Below are 22557 nucleotides of genomic sequence, written 5' to 3' on the forward strand. Positions count from 1 at the left end.
GGGAACGATCAGAAGTTAACGGATTAGAGGTTTCTTATGTTTGATTACTCCGCTCGCCCCGAACTGCTCAAGGACCGGGTCATTCTGGTCACCGGTGCCGGTCGCGGCATCGGCGCGGCTGCCGCCAAGACCTACGCGGCCCACGGCGCGACCGTGTTGCTGCTGGGCAAGACCGAAGCCAATCTGACCGAGGTCTACGACGAGATCGAAGCGGCCGGGCATCCGCAGCCGGCCGTGATCCCGTTCAACCTCGAAACCGCCCTGCCCCATCAGTACGATGAGCTGGCGGCAATGATCGAGACGGAGTTCGGCCACCTCGACGGCCTGCTGCACAACGCCTCGATCATCGGCCCGCGCACGCCGATCGAGCAGTTGTCCGGTGAAAACTTCATGCGCGTCATGCAGGTCAACGTCAACGCGATGTTCATGCTGACCAGCACCCTGCTGCCGCTGCTCAAACTGTCGCAGGACGCCTCGGTGGTGTTCACCTCCAGCAGCGTCGGGCGCAAGGGCCGCGCTTACTGGGGCGCCTATGGCGTGTCCAAGTTCGCCACCGAAGGCCTGATGCAAACCCTGGCCGACGAAGTCGAAAACGTCGCCCCGGTGCGCTCCAACAGCATCAACCCGGGCGCTACCCGCACCAGCATGCGCGCCCAGGCTTACCCGGGTGAAAACCCGCTGAATAATCCGACACCGGAAGAGATCATGCCGGTCTATCTGTACCTGATGGGTCCCGACAGCACCGGTATCAATGGCCAGGCCTTCAACGCCCAGTAATGCCATACGTCGCTTTTGTTGCCGTGGCGGAATACCGCCGCGGCATGCAATTGCCGCTCTGAGCACGGCAAATTCAGTCAAATTACCACCACACTTCCCCCCTATAAAATTTCAACTTGTTGATTCGAAACGGTTTTCAAAAAATATGAACCGTGTGGCACGACTTTCGCTCTACATTTCCTCAAAGCACGCCGAGTGAAGGCAGTCGGGCAAGGCCTGATTCGATAGCTGACTAATCGTCATCGGGCAGACTAAACTTGTGCCAAATGTCCTACGGGACTGATGGATCAGTATGACGCGCAGCCCATAGCCGCTCTCACCCAGCCTGTAAGACAGACTTACTGCTTAGGGGCTCACGCCATATGAAATCACCCTCCCAGACCACTGCAATTGACTTCGACAGTGCCAAATTGCAACGCCTGGGCTTTGGTCAGCAGCCGCCTCTCCTGGCGCGACCTGTCAGCCTGGCGCAATTGCGCCAGCAAATGAGCCTGCAACTGCAAACCAGCCTTGAGCCTCAACGCATCCTCGGTCTGTTTTTCCGCGAAGTTCAGCGCCTGGTGCCTCTGGACGCCTTGACCTATGTGCACAACGGCAGCGACCTGCGCCTGGAGTTCGGTGCCCGCGGGCACCACTCGGCCAGCTACAGCCTCAGCCACGAAGGGGAGCACATGGGTGAACTGGTGTTCCGCCGCAACCAGCGCTTCAGCGAACAGGAACTGGGCAATCTCGAATCGTTGCTGTCGGCCCTGCTGTATCCGATGCGCAATGCCCTGCTCTACCGCGCCGCGACGCAAAGCGCCCTGCGCGATCCGCTGACCGGCGCCGGCAATCGCATTGCGATGGAGCAGACGCTGCTGCGAGAAATCGAGATGTCGCGTCGGCACCTGCAACCGCTGTCGTTGCTGATGCTGGACATCGATCATTTCAAACAGGTCAACGACCTCCATGGTCACAGCGCCGGCGACGACGTGCTCAAAGCAGTGGCCGCATCGATCAAGGGGCAGTTGCGCAACGTCGACATGGTCTTTCGCTATGGCGGAGAAGAGTTTCTGATCCTGCTGTCCAACACCAGCCGCGATGCGGCTGCCATGGTCGGCGAGCGCTTGCGTCAGGCGGCGCAGGCCCAGGATTACTACGCCAATAACCAATTGATCGAACTGACCGTGAGCCTCGGCTGCTCGACCCTGTTGCCGGGCGAATCCGCCGACAGCTTGCTGCGCCGCGCCGACAGCGCGCTATATGTCGCCAAGCGCGAGGGCCGCAATCGCCTGACCATGGCGGGCTGATTTTTCGCAGCCAACAAAAACGGGAGCCGAGGCTCCCGTTTTTTTATTGATGTCGCCGAAATCAGCTCTCGACCAGCGCCCGACGCTCGCGCCCGACCATCACCCGCTCCGACAGCTCAAGCTGCATGCAGCGCTCCAGGAACAGGTACATGTAGTCATAGCTCTTGCAGATCGCCTGTCGCAGTTCCACCTGCAAGGACTTGCTCGGGTTCGTCCCGGCCAGCGTGCAGATGATCTCCAACGCTTCCCAAGGGTGGGCATCGTCGTACTGGGCATGCATCTTCAGCCACTTCATCGCCCGCTTGCGATCCTCTTCAGGGAAGGCGGCGGCATAGACCCCCGTCGAACATACCAGCGCCGACCACTCCCCGGTCGCGCCTTCGATGGCGTAGTTGGTGGCCGCGATAGCCACGATCAGTGAATCCGCCGAACTGGTGTGCCAGCACCAGTGGCTCAGGGCGTGCAACTCCGGTGGCACTTGCTGCGCCTGCAGATCTTCCAGGCTCACCCCATGTGCCCGGCTCCAGTGCAGCCAGTAATCGGCATGGTTGAGTTCGACGCGGATGTTGCGCATCAACCAGCGCCGCGCCATGTCTTCACCCGGATGACGGGCGAACTTGGTTTTAGTGAGATTCTGCGCCATGTACAACGCGAATTGCTCAACGACGGGCCAGCCCCCGATCAGGTACTGGCGCATGGTTTTGGCGCTGAGCTTGTTATCACGCATGCGCAGATAAAGTTCATGTTCGACAACCCGGCGTTTGCTCTCGCTGCAATCCTGGATCAACTGTTGCGCCCAGGCGGGATAACTTGCAGCTTCCATGAGTGGTCCGGTTCGGTTGAATGTGTCGATCACTGTTCGGCTCCTTTTGATTTGTGATTGTACGGATCGGCAAGAGACTTCAACGGAACGTACCAGGCGCCTTGAATAACAACGGCTGCGGTCTGGCGGGCCGACTTTGCAAACTGTCACAGGTAAACAACTGCGGGCGTTCTACGACATAACCCTGAGCGTAATCCACGCCGATTTCAAGCAATGCCTGCTCGATCTGCGCCGTTTCGACAAACTCGGCAATTGTCTGCTTACCCATGACATGCCCGATGTGATTGATCACTTCGACCATTGCACGGTTAATCGGGTCGTCCAGCATATCCTTTACGAAACTCCCGTCGATCTTCAGGAAGTCTACAGGCAAATGTTTCAGATAAGCGAATGAAGACATTCCGGCACAAAAGTCATCGAGTGAGAAATAACAACCCAAGCCTTTGAGTTCATTAATAAATCTGATTGCACTCCCGAGATTTGCAATGGCACTGGTTTCTGTAATTTCAAAACAAATCATTTCAGGCGGTACGCCGTAGTTATCAAACTGTTCCCGTAGAAAGTGCAAGAACGCGTCATCTCCGATAGTAATGCCTGAAAGATTAATCGCACACATTGCCAGTGGGCCTTCGCACTCTTCGTTAATACATTGAGCAATAACCTTAAATACATTTTGCACAACCCAACGATCCAGCGAGGTCATCAAACCGTAACGCTCGGCCGCCGGTATGAAACTGTCCGGCAGAATCATTCGGCCCGCTTCGTCATGCAGACGCAGCAGAATTTCGATGTGCCCGCCTTTGCCACCGGCCACCGAACCCAGCGGGGCGATTTCCTGGGCGTAGAGGCAGAAACGGTTCTCCTCCAGGGCCATGTGCAGACGTTGCACCCACGCCATCTCGCCAAAGCGCAGGGACAGCTCCGAATCGTCGGCGTGATAGACCTGCACCCGGTTGCGGCCCTTTTCCTTGGCCATGTAGCAGGCCATGTCGGCGGCCCGCAGCGAGGCTTCGAGAGTGGTCGGGTTCTGTGCGACGTGCACCAGACCAATGCTGACGGTGGTCAGGAACGGCCGCCCCTTCCAGACAAAATGCAGATTCTGCACGGTGTGACGCAGGCTCTCGGCGATCTTCTCGGCCGCCTCCGGAGCGCAGTTCTCCAGCAGGATGCCGAACTCGTCACCACCCAGCCGCGCCAGGGTGTCGCCTTCGCGCAGACCCGATTGCAGCAACGCGCAGATATGCCGCAGCAATTCATCGCCGGCCGCATGCCCGCAGGTATCGTTGACCAGCTTGAACTGATCGAGATCGAGGAACATCAGCGCATGCCGTCCGGCCTGTCGCGTCAGGTTGTGCAAGGCCTGTTCGAGTCGGTATTCGAACTCGCGACGGTTGGCCAGGCCGGTCAGCGCATCGTGGGTAGCCTGCCACGACAGATTGGCGATGTATTGCCGCTCCTGGGTCATGTCATGCAGCACCAGCACCGTACCGCTGACCTTGCCGGCGTTGCGGATCGGCGCGCCAACCAGCGTCACCGACACAGTGCTGCCGTCCAGTCGCTGGATCAGCTTCGAGTGTTCGCTGCCGCCGGTGAGCTGGCCGCTGAGGATGTGCTCGATCAGGGTCAGCCCTTCGGTCTGGGCGTTGTCATCCAGCAAGTTGAACAACGCCGCCAGCGGCAGACCGGCGGCCTGCTCGGCCTTCCAGTGAGTCAACGCCTCGGCGGCCGGGTTCATATAGTCGATCGCCCCGCTCACATCGGTGGTGATCACCCCGTCGCCAATCGAATGCAGGGTCACATGGGCCCGATCCTTTTCCAGTTGCAGCGCTTCGGCAAAGGCATGCCGCTGTTTCAGCAGTTTGCGGGTGCGCAACAGCGCCAGCACGATCAGCCCCAGCGCTGTCGCCAGGTTGGTAAACAGCAACAGACGCAGGATCATCCGCGAGCCTTCGCCCAAGGCATCGCTGAAGGCTCTGGCGGCCGGCGTCACGCCGTCATTGATGGCAAAGATCCGGTCTTTCCAGCGGCGGACATCGACATCGCTGGCGGCGTTGGCGGTGATGCGCCGGTGCATCTCCTGCGCCACGTCATCGAGCTCAACCAGATAGGCGTCGCCCAGCGTCCAGCGGTCAATCGCGGTTTCCAGATAACTGAAGTGACGAAAGTTCAGGTACAGCCAGATCAGGCTGGAGACATCATCAGGGTGGTTGCCGCCCTTGAGGATGCCCTCGCGCGCCGCTTGCAGGTCGGGCGGTTGCTTGTCCAGTGCCAGACGCAACTGATGGCCGCCCTGAGGCACGGCAATCGCAGCCTTGTATTTCAGGTAAATCGCCTCGTCACGGCTGTCGGCATACAGATTGAGGTAATAGATGGCGTCCTTCTGGCCCTTGGACCAGAGACTTTCGCCTGCCACATAGCCGCGAACAGCCGACAGAACGTAAAGGCTCACCCCCCCCAGCAATGCCTGAAACAGCACGACGGCGATGAATGGCCAGACGATGCCCAACAACCGAGGCGTTCCGAGAGTCCGCTTTTGTTTCATTGGATTCCTTGCATGAGCACTGCCCGCTCGCCATCCGGACGAAATCGCTACCACGAGACTAGGTGGGCTTGCCGGTCTAGGCAAGCACCGGCCCCTCATCCTTTTTTACCGACAAGACATATGCACCGCTGACGAACCTTTTCGAAACGATCTACTGCAAGCGGCATTTCCAGCCGAAACCCGCGCAGCGGAAACCGCACGGATCGCATCATTCAAAAAGGACAAACCTTCATGCAAAGCTCATCCATCACTATCCCCGCTTCATCTGACGCGCCTCCCACTTGCACGACCCACTACCAAGCCTTGCTGGAAGAGTACAGCAGACTGTTGCAGAAGCTGCGAGAGGCCCCCGCCACCCCTTCTGCCCTGACCGACACCTACATCAGCCCCCAACCGTTCTCGCCGATGGATCTGGATGCCAAAAACCCCGCGACAGCAAGGAAAGCAGGATTGAAACCGCGTCCGGACGGGCAATTCAGTCTCGCCACAATGGCACTGTATTACGGCATGAAACCCTGGAATCGCATGGATACGACGGAGCACCGGGCCGCCTTGCACGCTCTGGAAGAAAAACGTGCCCGGCACAGTCTACAACTGGAAAGCGGCATCGATATCGATGAACTCGCCTGTGCACCCGACGAGTCAGAACGCAAGCCTCTCGCCAACAGACCCCGTTCCACGTCTCTTGACACCTTGCTTGCTCGTCTCACCGAATCGAAAATCCACGAAGCCGTCCGTAAGTTTCTTCCTGCGGCTGAAACTTCACTGATCGGTTATCTCGTAAAAAGCCTTCCCTCGCAAACGACTGTCGCAAACGTTCGTGCGACACCCACGGTATTTCTGGAAAAACTGCTGCAATCGACCGACGCCAACCGACTGGCGCAGGCGCTGCTGGAGAAGCTTGACTGGTATGGCGGCAAACCCGGTGAAGACGCTTCCCCGATCGCACGCAACAAATTGCTGAGCAGGGCCATTCGTTTGTGGGAGCGACGAGATACCGCTGTAACAAGAGACATCGCTGGATATCAATGGCACAAGCGATCCAACTATGGAAAAAGCTATCAGGCCATCTGGAACGAGTTCGAGAGCCATCTTTTGCAAAGCAGGCGAGCCTCATCAGACCTAGAAGCCATCTTGCTGGCCGCCCTGTACCGTTTCGAATTTCCCACCGACTTTCACCGATCCGACACGCCTGAAGATCTGCCCTACAAAAGCTCTCTGGTGTGGGTGAACTTCGTCCATGGTCTCAATCTGGTCGAAGCAATCGAGCCCCATCGGGTATCACACATGACTTTCCAGCAGCTCGTGGACTTTCCCTTGCAGGAACTCAAAACGGCCACCGCACAGGAGCAGGAACTGATCGCCTGGTGCCGGATTCCTCCGACAATGGACTGGGCAATCGCCAACGGCATCGTGCTGGAGGACATTCACGCCACTTACAGCCCGGCCACACAACAACGTGCCATCGAAGCGCTCGATCAGTGCACCAGCAGGCTGACCGCCGCCATTGCCCGAATGGATATCGACCCACCAAAAAGACCGGATATCGCCGATCGTGAAATCAGAACGGTTTTCGGACACCAAGTATTCACCACCGATGGTCGAAAACTGGTCAGGTATTACGGTCCAGACAGCGGGTCCAGGCAGGTGCCTGACCTCAAACAAAAGAGAGAGTCCCTGCGTGATGTCTACCTGTGGAAAAGACATGCCAATAAAAACTGGCTCATCACCCGGCCCGATGGCGAAACGCCAACCACCGCCACGTTCAGCCTGAACGCCGATGGCACCCTGCACACGACGGCCACCTGGATTTCGCAAATCATCCGGAACAGGAAGCTGCCTGACGCCAACCAACTGTTCGAAGCCGAATATTTAACCTGGCTGAAAGCCACCAAATCCGCCTATCAAACACTGCTGACTCATCTGTTCTCCTGCCTGCCCCATGATGATCTTCAAGCCATCGAGTATGGCGAGACGAAAATCCATACGCTGAGAAAGGCGACGCAAAACCTCGAAGCCGATCAGGAAACCTCTGCCCTGACAATGCCCTTGCGGTTGCGTATGGGGCTGATCCTGCGATTGAGCAATAACGGCAAAACCTCCTGGTATGAATGCCTGCCCCGTGCCGGGATCCTTCGCAAACGCACCGATATCACCGATGACATGCTCAACGGCCAAATCACGACTGAACAATGGAGCATACGCGGCACGGTGCGGGTAAAGGTCCGGCGCGGCCAGTCACTCCCCTTCGATTGGGATGCCCATGCCAAAGGGCATGTACCCAAAAACGGAGCCACCTGCACAGCCATCATCGAACAGCTGGGTGATACATACCGACCTGAGCCACCGTCCGTTTTTCCACCTTACATTTCCACGAATCGGGCCGCCGAAATAGCCACCTACATTGCGAAATCATTCTTCTATTTTGATGAAGACGATTTGTATGAAAGCGCCCGAAAACAGACCGACCTGGAACGTCTGGAGGAAAAGCGCCACACCCTTCTCGACAAGTTCGTAAACTTTGTACCGTTCTTTGGCAATCTTGACGATCTCGAATCGGACAATCCCAATAAAAGAATCAATGCCATATTTGGCCTGTACACCGACTCGCTGACCTTCGCCTTGCCGCTCGGAAAATTCGTTTCCGGTACGGCAAAGCTGGTATCCACATCAGTTCGCATGGGCTACAGGCATACGCTCCCGCAGTTTTCTCCCTTGTTATCAAAACTGATGGTTTCATCCCTGCAGAACTTCAACCCGCTGGACGGCATGCCAAGCCTGGCAAGAAGTCTGGTGCTTGGCCTTTATGCTGTGAATCGACTGGCATTGAAGACCGCCATCAAGCTAATCAAACGGTTGTCAGAAAGAACCGGAACCTACGACTTCATCAAGGGCCTGCCTCAGGTATCGGCTCCGGGTCACTTTCAACTGCCTGGGGCGTCAGACGAACTGGCGTACACCCGCAATGTGGCCGATGTGCCGGTTCGCAAAGTCAGCAACGCACGACCGTTCGACTATCGACTGATCGACCCACTCAGCAACAAGCCATACGGTCCGCCGCTGGCGGACAAGACTTACCGGCTATCGCCGGGCCGCTCATCCTATGAAGCGCTAGAGGCAACGGATCAGCAGGTGACTGTCAAAATTGCCGAGAATGCGCAGATCCGCGCGGTCCCGGAGATCGATGGACGTACCACCCTGTTTATCGACGATGTGCCCTACAGGCTGGACGGCAACCGGCTACGTCGAATCGAACTGATCGACGAAAGCAAGAATTTCAAACGCGCTTCTTGCCGTATCAAACGTGCCCCTGCAAAAGGCGTTTGTATCAACGAATTCGTGACGGACGCGCACGGCGATCCGATCAATACCCCGGCGCTGCATTCATTTGACGAAACCAAAGGTTACGCACTCTGGTTTGGTGAAAGGCGGTGCACCCCACTTGCGAGGCCTGGGCATGAAGGAGAGTTTTTTCTGCGGGATGGCGTGCTCTATCGATCGCTGGCTGACGACGTAAAGCCCTGGACGAACAAAATGACCCAGTTGGGTTTTCCCAAGGCATGGCCACAACCCAAGGCAGAAATTCTCGCCGATGTGCAATTTCAAAAAGGCATTTACGCACGGATCGAAATCCAGGGAACCTACACAGGCAGTCATGAACTGCATCGAGTCGGCGCCATTGTGGTGCCGTCGATCGGCGACGACACCCTCTATCTGTTTACCCGGGTCAATGGTGACAAATACTACCTGGCGCGACTGCCCGCCGGGCAAAAGTTAAGCGAGTTACAGACAGTCACCATGAAACGATTGCTCAAAGCCGACCTTGAGAAAGGCACACTCGGCGAAGAATTGTTGCGGATCCATGAAGGCTCGTTAACCGCCAACAATGTGGCGGCTTTTTACGGCATCAGCGCCGTTGAAAATGCCATTGAATCGATGGAACGGATCGCCATACGCGTGGGTGTTCCGCACAGCCCACCCGACAACATGAAATTTGTGAAGGTGGACACCAGTCCCGGTGAGGCGTTGCTGTTCGACAACTCGACACGAATGATGGTCACGGAGCTACCCGACGGCGCAAACACATGGAGGCGCAGCAGAGATGCATCGCCAACGCTGCGTAAAAGGACTGCGGATATATTCGACACCTTGTTCCAGGAAACGACGATCGATCAGAAAATAGGCAGCGTCTTCAGGATCGACCGCACAATGACGAAGCTGCAGAGTCTGCTGCCTCGATCACTTCGTCCTCGTCATCCAAGGAACATCGCCTATGCCGAAGTCACGAAAACTGATGGCGCGCGGGAAGTCTATGTCAGCGTTTCCGGAGAACCGGATACCACCTCGAAACTGCCATTGTTCAAGGCGTGGCTCGGTGCCGAAGACATCAGGATCGGCGACACGACCTATTTCAATATCGATTCGAACGCCTTGAATACCAAGACTTCGCTGCTCATGGACAGTCATGACAACCTTTTGGCCATCCCCAAAACCTATCCCGAACTGCCCGAGCGGCCAACGTCACTGGACAGCGAAAGCAAACTGATCCGTACCCTTCACAGAAAATATCCCGATAAAACAGCGATCCGCTCGGTCAACATCGCCACGACCATGTCACCTTGTGAATCCTGCGCAGTGATCATGAAACTGTTTGGCCACACGGGAGGAGAAAACGCACTCAACGTCATATGGAAATGAACTACAACCGCTGCAAATGCCCATACAGCTTGGCGTACAAACCACCATCGGCAATCAATTGCTGATGGTCGCCATCCTCGGCAACCTGCCCGCCGTCGAACACCAGCACCCGGTCCGCCTGCTTCACCGCTGACAGCCGGTGGGCAATGATCAACGTGGTGCGGCCATGGAGGAACCGCGCCATGGCCTGGTGCAGGTTGTATTCGGTGGCGGCGTCGAGGGCTGACGTGGCCTCGTCGAGGATCACCACTTTCGGCTCGGCGAGGATCATCCGCGCGATGGCCAGACGTTGCCGCTGACCGCCGGACAGACGCACGCCGGAGCGGCCGACGATACTGTCCAGGCCGTCCGGCAAGGCGCGGATGGTCGATTCGAGCTGGGCGATTTCCAGTGCCTGCCAACAGGCTTCGTCACTGCGGGTACGACCCATGGTCAGGTTGGCGCGCACGGTGTCGTTGAACAGCGCCGGATGCTGCAGCACCACCGCGACGTTTTCCCGAACTGTTTCCAGGCCGATTTCCTGCTGGGTCGATCCACCGAAACGGATCGCCCCGGCCAGCGGTGTGTACAGGCCCAGCAGCAATTGCACGAGGGTACTTTTGCCGCCGCCGCTGGCGCCGACAATCGCCACTTTCTCGCCGGGGGCGATGGACAGGTTCAACTGATCCAGCACCAGTTCGTCGCCATAACCAAAGCTCAGACCCTGCACCTGAATCCCGACCGTATCGCGGCCCTTGAACGGGTCGACGCCGCCGGGGTATTGCGGCTCGTCGGCGCGGGCCAGCAGTTCGTTGATCCGCGACAGCGCACCGCCCGCCGCGTAATAAGCGTATTGCAGGTTCAGCAGCTGTTCGACCGGGCCGATCATGAACCACAGGTAGCTGAACACCGCGAGCATCTGGCCGATCGACAGGTCGGAGAACAACACCGTCAACATGGCCGCCGCGCGAAAGATGTCGATGCCGAACTGGAACAGCAGACCACTGGCGCGGTTCGAGGCGTCGGTCTTCCACTGCGAGTTGACCGCGTAGTTGCGCACTTCCTGAGCCCGCAGGCCGAGGCGTCCGAGGAAGAAGCCCTGCCGGTTGCCGGCGCGCACTTCCTGGATCGCATCGAGGGTTTCGCTCAGCGCCTGGGTGAAGCGCGAGGTGCTGTCGTTCTCCAGTTTCTTCAGATGCTTGACCCGTTTGCCCAACTGCACCGTGGCGTAGATCACCAGCGGATTGAACAGCAGGATCAGCAGCGCCAGTTTCCAGTGCATCCACATCAGGATGCTGGCGGTGCCGACCAGGGTCAGCATCGCCACCAGGAAACGGCTGAGGGTTTCGCCGACAAACTTGTCGAGGGTATCGAGGTCGGTGACGAGGTGCGTGGTGACCGTGCCGCTGCCCAGGCTTTCGTATTCACCGAGGGAGATCCGTTTCAGACGCTCGATCAGCCGCACGCGAATGCGATAAACGATGTCCTTGGCCAGCCGCGCAAACAACCGCGCCTGCAACACGCCAAAACACAGGGCGCTGCAGCGCAGGGTCAGCGTCACCACCAGCATCAGGCCGATGTAGCCCGCCGCTTGCTGCCACATCGAGGGCAGCACGTGGTTCATGACTTTCAGCGCGGCATCGCCGTGGCCGAGCAGGACTTCGTCCACCAGCAACGGCAGCAGCAACGGAATCGGCACGCTGCACAGCGTCGCCAGTACGGCCACGCCGTTGGCGATCCACAGGGATTTTTTGTGATGAAGTGCCAGTCGCCGGACTTCAGCCCAGCTCAGCCGGTCGACACGCTTGACGGCTGGCGTGTCATCGGCCGGGTCAGACACAGGCCGCGCGCTCCAGCCATCGACCGAGCAACGGTGACAGTTCACTGAGCGGCTGGTAACCATTGGTCAGCAACGCCAGTTGGCCGTTGCGCTCGGCGAGCAGGGTCGGGAATCCGGCGATGCCCAGATCCTGCACCCAACTGAAATCGGCCTGGGTCGCCTTGTGTTGATCGGCATGATCAAACAGGGCGGCGAATTCGATGCGCGGCACGCCGGCCTTCTCCGCCAGCTCCACCAGAACGCTGGCCTGGGTGACATCGCGACCTTCAGCGTAAAACGCGTGCTGGATCAACCCGACGAGTTTCCAAGCGCAATCCGGCGCCAGGCTGCGCGCGGTGACGATGGCCCGGCAGGCAGGCTCGGTGTCGTAGACAAAGCCGTCCGGCAACGCGCCTTCCAGCTTGAACGGCTGGCCGGTGGCCTCGGTGACCGCCTGCCAGTGTTCGAGAATGTAGCGCCGGGTGGTCGGCTCCAGCGCCGCACCGCTTCCGGTGCGCAACCCGCCGACCACCAGGTGCAGTTCCACCCCGGCTGCCTGCGCCTGCTCCACCAATGCCTTGGCCACCGGGGCAAATCCCCAGCACCACGAACACATCGGATCCATCACATAGAGCAGGCGTGCAGACATGATTAAGCCTCGGAGGATGCTTGCTTATAGTTGTAGCCGATCGGATGCGGCATGTTGCGCGCTTTTGCCAGTTCGATCTGTTTCTGGCGGTCGATGGCACTGCGGCGGGTCTTCTCGCTCAGGGTGTCCCAGCAGTGCGGGCAGCTGATACCGGCCACGTAATGCTCGGAGGCGCGATCCTCGACGCTGACCGGGGTGCGGCAGGCATGGCACTGATCGTAGTCGCCTTCGCTCAGGTCATGGCGCACGGTCACGCGGTTGTCGAACACGAAGCAGTCGCCCTGCCATTTGGTTTCTTCCTGCGGCACCTCTTCGAGATACTTCAGGATGCCGCCCTTGAGGTGGTAAACCTCTTCGAAACCTTCGCCGAGCATGTAGCTCGAGGCTTTTTCGCAGCGGATGCCACCGGTGCAGAACATCGCGACCTTCTTGTGCACGGCCGGATCGAAGTGTTCTTTGATGTAGTCGGGGAATTCGCGAAAACTGGTGGTTTTCGGATCGATGGCGCCTTCGAAGGTGCCGATCGAGACTTCGTAATCATTGCGGGTGTCGATCAGCAGCACTTCCGGGTCGCTGATCAGCGCGTTCCAGTCCTGCGGCTCGACGTAGGTGCCGACTTTCTTGTTCGGGTCGACGCCTTCGACGCCCAGGGTCACGATCTCTTTCTTGAGCTTGACCTTGGTGCGATAGAACGGCTGCTCGTCGCAGTACGATTCCTTGTGATCGATGTCGACCATGCGCGGATCGTTGCGCAGCCAGGCCAGCAGGCCATCGATGCCTTCACGGCTGCCGGAAACCGTACCGTTGATGCCTTCTTCGGCGATCAGCAGGGTGCCTTTGATGCCGTTGTCGACCATCGCTTGCAGCAGCGGCTCGCGCAGGTTGACGTAATCTTCGAGGGTGACGAACTTGTACAGTGCCGCCACGACAATCGGTTGTGTCATGGGTATTTCTCCAGGTGGCTACCCTCGTAAAGGGTGAACCGGATGCGAAAAAAAACGCGCCGGGTGAGCGGCGCGTTGCGGATTCTAGCAAAAAACCTCAGTTCATTGCTGCAAGGCTCAATGCTTGCTGCCGCCGGCACAGGTCGGCGACGCCGGAGCGACGCCTGTCTCTGCCCATTCCTGCGGGGTGTAGGTGTGCAGCGCCAACGCATGGAACTCGCCCATCAGCTCGCCGAGCGTGCCGTAGACTTTCTGGTGGCGCTTGACCCGGTTCAGGCCTTCGAACTGCGCGCTGACCACCACTGCCTTGAAGTGGGTCTGCAACCCGCGACTGTGCATGTGGCTTTCGTCCAGCACCTGCAGATGCTCAGGCTGAAGCAGCGCCAGCGTCGATTCGATGCGTTGTTGCATGGTCATCACGAACTCCGCTTACTTCTTCTTGGCCGGAGCCGCGCCTTTCGGTGCCAGCTCGTTGGTCATGTCGTCCAGCAGCTTGTTGACCACCGGTACGGCGCTTTCCAGTTTGGCCTGGGTCATCTGGGCCGATTGCTGGGTCAGCTGCGGCATTTTTTCCAGGACTTTCTTGCCCAGTGGCGACTGGTAGAACGCGACCAGATCTTTCAATTCCTGTTCGCTGAAGTTGCTGGTGTAGAGCTTGACCATGTCCGGCTTCAGCTTGTTCCAGCCGATGGCCTGGTCCAGGGCGGCGTTGGCCTTGGCCTGGTAGGTATCCAGTACGGCTTTCTTGGATTCCGGCGCCTTGGTCTGTTCAAAACGCTGGGCGAACATCTGCTGAACCTGCATGTACACCGGAGTGCCCAGCTTGTCAGCGTGCGCCAGGGTCAGGAAAGTTTCGGCACTGGCGTTGTGGCTGGCGGTATCGGCAAACACCTGGCCGCTGGCGCAAACCAGGGCAACCGCGGTGCAGATGGCACGAAGACGAGTCATCGAGTTTCCTTTTCAGCTAGGCGAGGTAAAACCCCAAGGGCGACCATTCTGCGCCTGAATAACGCTGCGGCTCAACCCCCGGCCCTTGCCGCGCTTGATTGGCGGGGATTTGCCGGTCAACAATCGGCCAGAGGGAACCACCCGGGCCGACACCGGCCTAAACTGCGCAAACAGACCAACAGGAGTGTGCACGATGAGCCGTATCGAAACCGACAGCCTGGGCCAGATCGAGGTCCCGGACGACGCTTACTGGGGCGCTCAGACGCAACGCTCGTTGATCAACTTCGCCATCGGCCAGGAACGCATGCCATTGCCGGTACTGCACGCCCTGGCCCTGATCAAGAAAGCCGCGGCCCGGGTCAACGACCGCAACGGCGACCTGCCCGCCGACATCGCCCGCCTGATCGAGCAGGCCGCCGACGAAGTGCTCGACGGCCAGCACGACGACCAGTTTCCGCTGGTGGTCTGGCAAACCGGCAGCGGCACCCAGAGCAACATGAACGCCAACGAAGTGATTGCCGGGCGCGCCAACGAACTGGCCGGCAACCCGCGCGGCGGCAAGACGCCGGTGCACCCCAACGATCACGTCAACCGCTCGCAGAGTTCCAACGACTGCTTCCCCACTGCGATGAGCATCGCCACCGCGCAAGCGGTGCAGACTCAACTGCTGCCAGCCATTGCCGAGCTGTCGGGTGGTCTGGCCGAGCTGTCGGCGCGGCACATGAAACTGGTGAAGACCGGCCGCACCCACATGATGGACGCCACGCCGATCACCTTCGGCCAGGAGATTTCCGGTTTCATAGCGCAGCTGGATTATGCCGAACGGGCAATTCGCGCGGCGCTGCCGGCAGTCTGCGAACTGGCACAGGGCGGCACCGCCGTCGGCACCGGCCTCAACTCGCCCCATGGGTTCGGCGAAGCGATTGCAGCTGAACTCGCGGCGTTGTCCGGTCTGCCGTTCGTCACCGCACCGAACAAGTTCGCCGCCCTCGCCGGCCATGAGCCGTTGACCACGCTGTCCGGCGCTTTGAAAACCCTCGCCGTGGCGCTGATGAAAATCGCCAACGACCTGCGCCTGCTGGGCTCTGGCCCTCGCGCAGGATTTGCCGAAGTGCGCCTGCCGGCCAACGAGCCAGGCAGTTCGATCATGCCCGGCAAGGTCAACCCGACCCAGTGCGAGGCGTTGTCGATGCTCGCCTGTCAGGTGCTGGGCAATGACGTGGCAATCGGTTTCGCCGCCAGCCAGGGCCACCTGCAACTGAACGTGTTCAAACCGGTGATCATCCACAACCTGCTGCAATCGATCCGCCTGCTGGCCGATGGTTGCAGCAACTTCCAGCAACACTGCATCGCCGGGCTGGAACCGGATGCCGAAGTCATGGCGAAACATCTGGAACGCGGGCTGATGCTGGTGACCGCGCTGAACCCGCATATCGGCTACGACAAATCGGCGGAAATCGCCAAGAAGGCCTACAGCGAAGGCAAGACCCTGCGCGAAGCGGCGCTGGAGCTGGGTTATCTGACCGATGAGGAGTTCGATGCCTGGGTGCGGCCGGAGAACATGATCGAGGCCGGTGCCAAGGGCTGAGCCATCCCGATCCTTCCCGTGCCCGGCACGGGAAGGTCATCCGACCAACAGTTTCGCCCGCCGGGCCTTGAGCCCGGCAATCAGCGAAGGACCCAGCGCCACCAGTGCCGAACCCAGCACCACCAGCACCGCCCCGCCATACCCCAGCAGATTGATCTGCTCGGCATGCACATATTCCGGCCACACCCCCGCCGCCACGGCCACCGCACCGAACGTCACCAACGGCGTGATCGCGAGCGTCGCACTGACCCGCGAGGCCTCCCAATGCGCCAGCGCCTCGGCAAACGCGCCATAGGCGATCAGGGTGTTCATGCAGCACGCCAGCAGCAGCCAGCCCTGCAACGGGCTCAACTCCAGCGCCTCGAGCGGATGAACCCACGGCGTCAGCAGCAAAGCGCAGAACAGATAGATCACCATCATCACCTGCAGCGAATTCCACACCGTCAGCAATTGCTTCTGCCCCAACGCATAGAAGGTCCAGACGGTCGACGCCAACAGCACCAGCAACACGCCGGCGGTGTAATCAGATAAAGACGTGAGCAATTCCGCCAGACGCTGATTGAAGAACATTGCGAATCCGATCAGCAGCACCATCAGACCAATGCCCTGACCGATGCTGAAGCGCTCCTTGAACACAAAGAGACTGGCGATCAGCAACATGATCGGCCCCATCTGCACCACCAGTTGCGCGGTGCCGGGACTGAGCAGGTTCAGGCCCATCAGGTACAGCACATAATTGCCCACCAGCCCGAGCACGGCCATCAGCACCAGCCAGCCGCCCTTCGGCCCGAGCACCTTGCGACTCGGCAACCGTCTGGTCGCCGCCAGATAAATGAACAGACAGCCGCCGGACACCAGCAGGCGAAACCAGGTCACCGTGACCGGGTCCATCACCACCAGCACCTGCTTGAGCTTGATCGGCAGGATTCCCCAGAGAAATGCCGTCAACAACGCCAGGAACATGCCGTACACCCAACGACCCGATGAAACGTGCATGAGAACCCCAAGCGCCAGAGACAGGAGCGCTCATTCTAGGCGCACAGACCCAGCCCGACACAGAGACAGTTGCGCTCCAGCCGCAAATGAAACTGTGCAGGTCGCAGCAGAAAATTGACGATGGGCCGTTGATCGGCTGGCCGGGCAAGGTAAGTGGTTCAGGCATAAGCTGATTGGATCCAGCCCGGGACATCACTCACCAAGGAGACCCCGTCATGTTAGGCATGCGCGCCCAGGACACCGCCCCCGCCACGCACTTTCGCAGCGACCGCGTGTGCCGGGTCAACGGCGAATTGTATTTCAGCACCCGGGAAAACACCCTCGAAGGGCCGTTCGACAGCCCCGAGAAAGCCGAGCAGGAAATAAAGGCTTACATCGAGCGTATGCGACTGATGGATTCCAACAGATAAGCCGTGCTGAACCCGATCGCGGGCAAGCCCGCTCCCACAGGTTCCGGAGTGGCCACTGAATTGTGAGCACACTCGAACAGTGTGGGAGCGGGCTTGCCCGCGATTACGATTTGCCGGTCAACGTATCGTTCAAGGCCTAGCGTACGGCTTCGAACAACCCGGTCGCGCCCATCCCGCCGCCCACGCACATGGTGACGATTCCGTAACGCAGATTGCGCCGCTGCAACTCGCGCACCAGATGCCCGACCTGCCGTGACCCGGTCATACCGAACGGGTGACCGATGGAAATCGAGCCGCCGTTGACGTTGTACTTCTCGTTGTCGATTTCCAGACGATCACGGGCATACAGGCACTGCGAAGCGAACGCTTCGTTCAATTCCCACAGATCGATATCCGCCACCTGCAAGCCTTTGGCCTTGAGCAGTTTCGGTACCGAGAACACCGGGCCGATGCCCATTTCGTCCGGCTCGCAACCGGCCACGGTGAACCCACGGAAAAACGCCTTAGGCTTGAGCCCCAGTTGCAGGGCTTTTTCCAGGCTCATCACCAGCGTCATCGAGGCGCCATCGGACAACTGCGACGAGTTGCCGGCGGTCACCGAACCGTCCTCGGCGAACACCGGTTTCAATCCGGCGAGGCTTTCATAAGTGGTGTCCGGGCGGTTGCAGTCGTCGCGATCGACGATGCCGTCGAGGATCTGCACTTCACCGCTGTTCTTGTCTTCAACGCGGTACTTCACCGCCATCGGCACGATTTCATCGTTGAACAGGCCGGCTGCCTGCGCCTGGGCGGTGCGGATCTGACTTTGCAGCGAGTAACGATCCTGCGCTTCACGACTGACGCCATAACGGCGCGCCACCACTTCGGCGGTCTGGCCCATGGTGTAGTAGATGCCCGGGGTCTGCTGCTTGAGCAACGGGTTGATCAGGTGATCGGTGTTGACGCTTTTCAGGGTCAGGCTGATCGACTCGACGCCGCCGGCGACGATGATGTCGCTGCAACCCGAAGCGATCTGGTTGGCGGCAATCGCGATCGCCTGCAAACCCGACGAACAGAAACGGTTGAGGGTCATGCCGGCGGTGCCGGTGCCCAATTGCGAGAGCACCGCCACGTTGCGGCCGATGTTGTAGCCCTGGGCGCCTTCGTTGGAGCCGGCGCCGACGATGCAGTCCTCGACGCTGGCCGGGTCGATGTCGTTGCGCGAGAGCAACGCATTGACGCAATGGGCCGCCATGTCATCGGGACGGGTCTGGTTGAACTTGCCGCGAAAGGACTTGGCCAGGCCGGTCCGTACGCTGTCGACGATCACCACTTCACGCATGGCATACCTCATTGTTGCAGTCGGTTGGGAGTGGACCGAGCATAAGTCCACCCAATCGCCGACCGCGACAATCATTCACCTCGCGTATGCGTGCCCATCGGTTCAGTCCTTGTGCTTTTTGGCTCGCTTGTCGGACTTCTCGAAAGCCTCTTCCAGCGCGCGGTTGATCGTGCGCAGCACCTTGACCCGTGCCCAACGCTTGTCATTGGCCTCGACCAGGGTCCAAGGCGCGATTTCGGTGCTGGTGCGGTCGACCATGTCGCCCACGGCGGCGCGGTAGGCGTCCCACTTGTCACGGTTGCGCCAGTCGTCTTCGGTGATCTTGAAGCGCTTGAACGGGATTTCTTCGCGCTCCTGAAAGCGCTCCATCTGCGTGTCCTTGTCGATGGCCAGCCAGAACTTGACCACGATCACCCCGGCATCGGCCAGTTGCTCCTCGAAGTCATTGATTTCGCCATAGGCACGCATCCAGTCGGCGGTGCTGCAAAAGCCCTCGACCCGCTCCACCAGCACCCGGCCGTACCACGAGCGATCGAACACGGTGAACTTGCCCCGGGCCGGAATGTGCCGCCAGAAGCGCCACAGATACGGCTGCGCCCGCTCCTCTTCGGTCGGCGCGGCAATCGGCACGATGTTGTACTGACGCGGATCGAGCGCCGCCGCCACACGCCGGATCGAGCCGCCCTTGCCCGCCGCATCGTTACCCTCGAACACCGCCACCAGCGCATGCCGGCGCATGCGCTTGTCACGCATCAGGCCGGACAGTCGCGCCTGTTCGGTGATCAGTTGTTCTTCGTAGTCTTTCTTTTCCAGGCGCTGGGTCAGGTTGAGGCTGTCGAGCAGGTTCAACTGATCCACCGACGAGCCCAGCGGCTGGGCGCTGACATCGTGCGGGTGCACATCGGGTCGTTTCAATGCGTTTTGCAGGCCTTCGAGCAGGATCTTGCCGACCGTCAGGCTGCGGTAGTACGGGTCGACACCCTCGATGACATGCCACGGCGCGTAATCGCGGCTGGTGCGACGCAACACGCGCTCGCCGTATTTGACGAACTTGTCGTAGGTCTGCGATTGCTGCCAGTCCAGCGGGCTGATGCGCCAACTGTGCAAAGGGTCATCCGCCAGCGCCTTGAGCCGCGCCTTCATCTGTTTCTTGGACAGGTGGAACCAGAACTTGAAGATCAGCGCGCCTTCATCGCAGAACATCTTTTCCATGCGCTCGGCGCCGGCAATCGCCTGATCCAGTCGCGGATCCTTGAACAAACCGTGCACCCTGCCCTGCAGCATCTGGCTGTACCAGTTGCCGAAGAAAATCCCCATCCGCCCCTTGGCCGGCAGCATCCGCCAGTAACGCCAGGCCGGTGGTCGCGCCAGCTCTTCATCAGTCTGCTGATCGAAGGTGCGCACTTCGATCAGGCGCGGGTCCATCCACTCATTGAGCAACTTCACCGTCTCGCCTTTGCCGGCGCCTTCGATGCCGTTGATCAAAATGATCACCGGGAAACGCTTCTGCTGCTGCAACTCGAACTGGGCTTCAAGCAGGGCTTCACGCAGGGCGGGCACGGCGGCTTCGTAGGTGTCTTTGTCGATGGCGTGACCGATTTCAGCGGATTCGAACATAGGGACGGCTCCTTCCAGGATTCAGCAAGACTAGCGGATTGGGCTCTGACGCGGCACAGAAATTCCCGCCGGCGGCGGATTGTCCTTGAGTCATCTGCAGCGAGGCTTGCCATGGATCAAGCGCCGCCTGCGTGATCGGCTAGAATGGCCGCCTTGTCATTGCCGAGCCTGCCATGAAACCTGTAATGCCCCACGCCCAACTCGACTGGGATGACCAGGGACGCCCGCGTTCGCGAGTGTTCGACGATGTGTATTTTTCCGACCAGTCGGGGCTGGATGAAACCCGCTACGTGTTCCTCGAACAGAATCGTCTGGCCGAGCGTTTTGCCGCGCTGCCGGCGGGTGGGCGACTGGTGATCGGTGAAACCGGGTTCGGCACCGGGCTGAATTTTCTCTGCGCCTGGCAGTTGTTCGAACAGCACGCGGTGGCCGGTGCGCGGCTGCATTTTGTCAGCGTCGAAAAGTTTCCGTTGAGCCCCACCGACCTGCAACGGGCGCTAGCGTTGTGGCCCGACCTGAAGCCGTTCTCCGATCAGTTGCTCAAGCATTACGTGGCAATTCATCAGGGCTTTCAGCGCATTGTTCTGGATAACGGTCGCGTGACCCTGACGCTGTTGATCGGCGATGCACTGGAGCAGTTGCCGCAACTGGACGGGCAGATCGACGCGTGGTTTCTCGACGGTTTCGCCCCGGCGAAAAACCCGGAGATGTGGACCGCCGAACTGTTCGCCGAACTGGCGCGGCTGGCGGCGCCCGGCTCGACCATCAGCACGTTCACCAGCACCGGCTGGGTGCGTCGCTTGCTCAATGCGGCCGGCTTCAAGATGAAACGCACGCCGGGCATCGGTCACAAATGGGAAATCCTGCGCGGCGCGTTTCTCGGCTGGCCAGAGGATGCTCCACTGCCCGCAAAGGACAAACCGTGGTTCGCACGCCCGACTCCAGTCACTGGTGAGCGTCGCGCCCTGGTGATCGGCGCCGGTCTGGCCGGTTGCGCCACAGCTGCCAGCCTTGCGGCACGGGGCTGGCAGGTCAGCCTGCTGGAGCGACATGACGCCGTGGCCCAGGAAGCTTCGGGCAATCCCCAAGGCGTGCTGTACCTGAAACTGTCCGCCCACGGCACGGCACTGTCACAGCTGATCGTCAGCGGTTTCGGCTACACCCGTCGTCTGCTGGAAACCCTGCAACGCGGCACCGACTGGGATGATTGCGGCGTACTGCAACTGGCGTTCAATGAAAAGGAGCGCGAGCGTCAGGCGCAACTGGCGGCCGCGTTTCCCGAAGACCTTTTACAGTGGCTCGATCAACCCGAGGCGCAGGCCTGCGCCGGCATCGGTCTGGCCCATGGCGGCTTGTATTATCCCGAGGGCGGCTGGGTGCATCCGCCCGCGTTGTGTCAGGCGCACTCCACACAACCGGGCATCACACTGCTCGCCCATCGCGAAGCCATGGAACTGCGCAAGGTCGACGGCCAATGGCAGGCCTTCGACGGTGAACGATTGATCGCAACTGCGCCTGTCGTGGTGTTGGCCGGTGCCGCCGAAATCAAACGTTTTGCCCAAAGCGCCGACCTGCCTCTCAAGCGCATTCGCGGGCAGATCACCCGGCTGGCGCAGACCACACAAAGTCAGGCGCTGAGCACCGTCGTGTGCGCCGAAGGTTATGTCGCACCGGCACGCTTGGGCGAACACACCCTCGGCGCCAGTTTCGATTTCCACAGCGACGACCTGACCCCGACCACCGCCGAACACCTGGGCAATCTGGCGATGCTCGAAGAGATCTCCATGGATCTGGTCGCGCGCCTGCACATCGGCGAACTCGACGCCGACAGTCTTGAGGGTCGCGCCGCCTTCCGTTGCACCAGCCCCGATTACCTGCCGATTGTCGGCCCGCTCGCCGATCGCGAGGCCTTCACCGAGGCCTATCGCGCCTTGAGCAAGGATGCCCGGCAAGTGCCGGACATCACCTGCCCATGGCTGGAGGGCTTGTACGTCAACAGTGGCCACGGTTCACGCGGCTTGATCACCGCGCCATTGTCGGGTGAATTACTCGCCGCCTGGCTGGACAACGAACCACTGCCCCTGCCTCGCAGTGTGGCCGAAGCTTGTCATCCCAACCGGTTTGCACTGCGTCGTCTGATACGCGGCAAATGACAGG

At 59.9% G+C, this 22557-nt stretch carries 16 protein-coding genes; 6 read left to right on the forward strand and 10 right to left on the reverse strand.

Going from position 1 to position 22557, the window contains the following annotated elements:
* Positions 1-36: 36 nt before the first annotated feature.
* On the forward strand, positions 37-777 hold the full coding sequence (locus KJY40_RS21120) for a YciK family oxidoreductase (RefSeq protein ID WP_230732545.1): 741 nt from the start codon (positions 37-39) through the stop codon (positions 775-777).
* Positions 778-1139: 362 nt separating this feature from the next.
* Entirely contained in the window at positions 1140-2066 is a 927-nt protein-coding gene (locus KJY40_RS21125) for a GGDEF domain-containing protein (RefSeq protein WP_230732547.1), read from the forward strand.
* Positions 2067-2127: 61 nt separating this feature from the next.
* Here KJY40_RS21125 and KJY40_RS21130 read toward each other — a convergent pair whose 3' ends face one another.
* On the reverse strand, positions 2128-2922 hold the full coding sequence (locus KJY40_RS21130) for a TenA family transcriptional regulator (protein WP_230732550.1): 795 nt from the start codon (positions 2920-2922) through the stop codon (positions 2128-2130).
* A 46-nt stretch (positions 2923-2968) separates the two neighbouring features.
* Positions 2969-5431 (reverse strand): EAL domain-containing protein, encoded by a 2463-nt coding sequence (locus tag KJY40_RS21135; protein ID WP_230732552.1) that lies wholly within the window; start codon positions 5429-5431, stop codon positions 2969-2971.
* A 231-nt stretch (positions 5432-5662) separates the two neighbouring features.
* Here KJY40_RS21135 and KJY40_RS21140 point away from each other — a divergent pair, with 231 nt between their 5' ends.
* Positions 5663-10129 carry a hypothetical protein gene (locus tag KJY40_RS21140; protein ID WP_230732554.1) on the forward strand — a complete coding sequence of 1489 codons (4467 nt, stop codon included), beginning with the start codon at positions 5663-5665 and terminating at the stop codon, positions 10127-10129.
* A gap of 1 nt (position 10130) precedes the next feature.
* On the opposite strand, the gene KJY40_RS21145 is transcribed toward KJY40_RS21140, so the two are convergent.
* The 5 genes from KJY40_RS21145 to KJY40_RS21165 all read right to left on the reverse strand — a co-directional run bounded on the left by KJY40_RS21145 (position 10131) and on the right by KJY40_RS21165 (position 14468).
* Positions 10131-11948: an ABC transporter ATP-binding protein gene (locus tag KJY40_RS21145; RefSeq protein WP_230732555.1), complete on the reverse strand. Its 1818-nt coding sequence runs from the start codon at positions 11946-11948 to the stop codon at positions 10131-10133.
* Complete coding sequence (locus KJY40_RS21150) at positions 11941-12543, reverse strand: DsbA family protein (RefSeq protein WP_176504858.1); 603 nt, start codon at positions 12541-12543, stop codon at positions 11941-11943. Before KJY40_RS21150 ends, KJY40_RS21145 begins: the two co-directional genes overlap by 8 nt.
* Before the next feature lie 35 nt (positions 12544-12578).
* Positions 12579-13520 carry an oxygen-dependent tRNA uridine(34) hydroxylase TrhO gene (trhO, locus tag KJY40_RS21155; protein ID WP_230732558.1) on the reverse strand — a complete coding sequence of 314 codons (942 nt, stop codon included), beginning with the start codon at positions 13518-13520 and terminating at the stop codon, positions 12579-12581.
* Positions 13521-13637: 117 nt separating this feature from the next.
* Complete coding sequence (locus KJY40_RS21160) at positions 13638-13937, reverse strand: BolA family protein (RefSeq protein WP_007950896.1); 300 nt, start codon at positions 13935-13937, stop codon at positions 13638-13640.
* Between the two features lie 12 nt (positions 13938-13949).
* Positions 13950-14468 (reverse strand): DUF2059 domain-containing protein, encoded by a 519-nt coding sequence (locus tag KJY40_RS21165; RefSeq protein ID WP_115078807.1) that lies wholly within the window; start codon positions 14466-14468, stop codon positions 13950-13952.
* A gap of 193 nt (positions 14469-14661) precedes the next feature.
* Between KJY40_RS21165 and KJY40_RS21170 the strand changes: the two genes are divergently transcribed.
* Positions 14662-16056: a class II fumarate hydratase gene (locus KJY40_RS21170; RefSeq protein WP_085668121.1), complete on the forward strand. Its 1395-nt coding sequence runs from the start codon at positions 14662-14664 to the stop codon at positions 16054-16056.
* A 36-nt stretch (positions 16057-16092) separates the two neighbouring features.
* Here the strand turns inward: KJY40_RS21170 and KJY40_RS21175 are convergent, their stop codons facing one another.
* Positions 16093-17052 (reverse strand): DMT family transporter, encoded by a 960-nt coding sequence (locus KJY40_RS21175; RefSeq protein ID WP_230732561.1) that lies wholly within the window; start codon positions 17050-17052, stop codon positions 16093-16095.
* A gap of 215 nt (positions 17053-17267) precedes the next feature.
* Here KJY40_RS21175 and KJY40_RS21180 point away from each other — a divergent pair, with 215 nt between their 5' ends.
* On the forward strand, positions 17268-17462 hold the full coding sequence (locus KJY40_RS21180) for a DUF6316 family protein (protein WP_230732564.1): 195 nt from the start codon (positions 17268-17270) through the stop codon (positions 17460-17462).
* Between the two features lie 136 nt (positions 17463-17598).
* On the opposite strand, the gene KJY40_RS21185 is transcribed toward KJY40_RS21180, so the two are convergent.
* On the reverse strand, positions 17599-18783 hold the full coding sequence (locus KJY40_RS21185; protein ID WP_064383416.1) for a thiolase family protein: 1185 nt from the start codon (positions 18781-18783) through the stop codon (positions 17599-17601).
* Between the two features lie 102 nt (positions 18784-18885).
* Positions 18886-20400, reverse strand: a complete 1515-nt coding sequence (gene pap / locus KJY40_RS21190; protein ID WP_230732566.1) for a polyphosphate:AMP phosphotransferase — start codon at positions 20398-20400, stop codon at positions 18886-18888.
* Positions 20401-20573: 173 nt separating this feature from the next.
* Between pap and mnmC the strand changes: the two genes are divergently transcribed.
* Positions 20574-22553 (forward strand): bifunctional tRNA (5-methylaminomethyl-2-thiouridine)(34)-methyltransferase MnmD/FAD-dependent 5-carboxymethylaminomethyl-2-thiouridine(34) oxidoreductase MnmC, encoded by a 1980-nt coding sequence (mnmC, locus tag KJY40_RS21195; RefSeq protein WP_230732567.1) that lies wholly within the window; start codon positions 20574-20576, stop codon positions 22551-22553.
* The last annotated feature ends 4 nt before the right edge of the window (positions 22554-22557 follow it).

It is taken from the genome of Pseudomonas fitomaticsae (assembly GCF_021018765.1).
In the GTDB taxonomy this organism is placed as follows: domain Bacteria; phylum Pseudomonadota; class Gammaproteobacteria; order Pseudomonadales; family Pseudomonadaceae; genus Aquipseudomonas; species Aquipseudomonas fitomaticsae.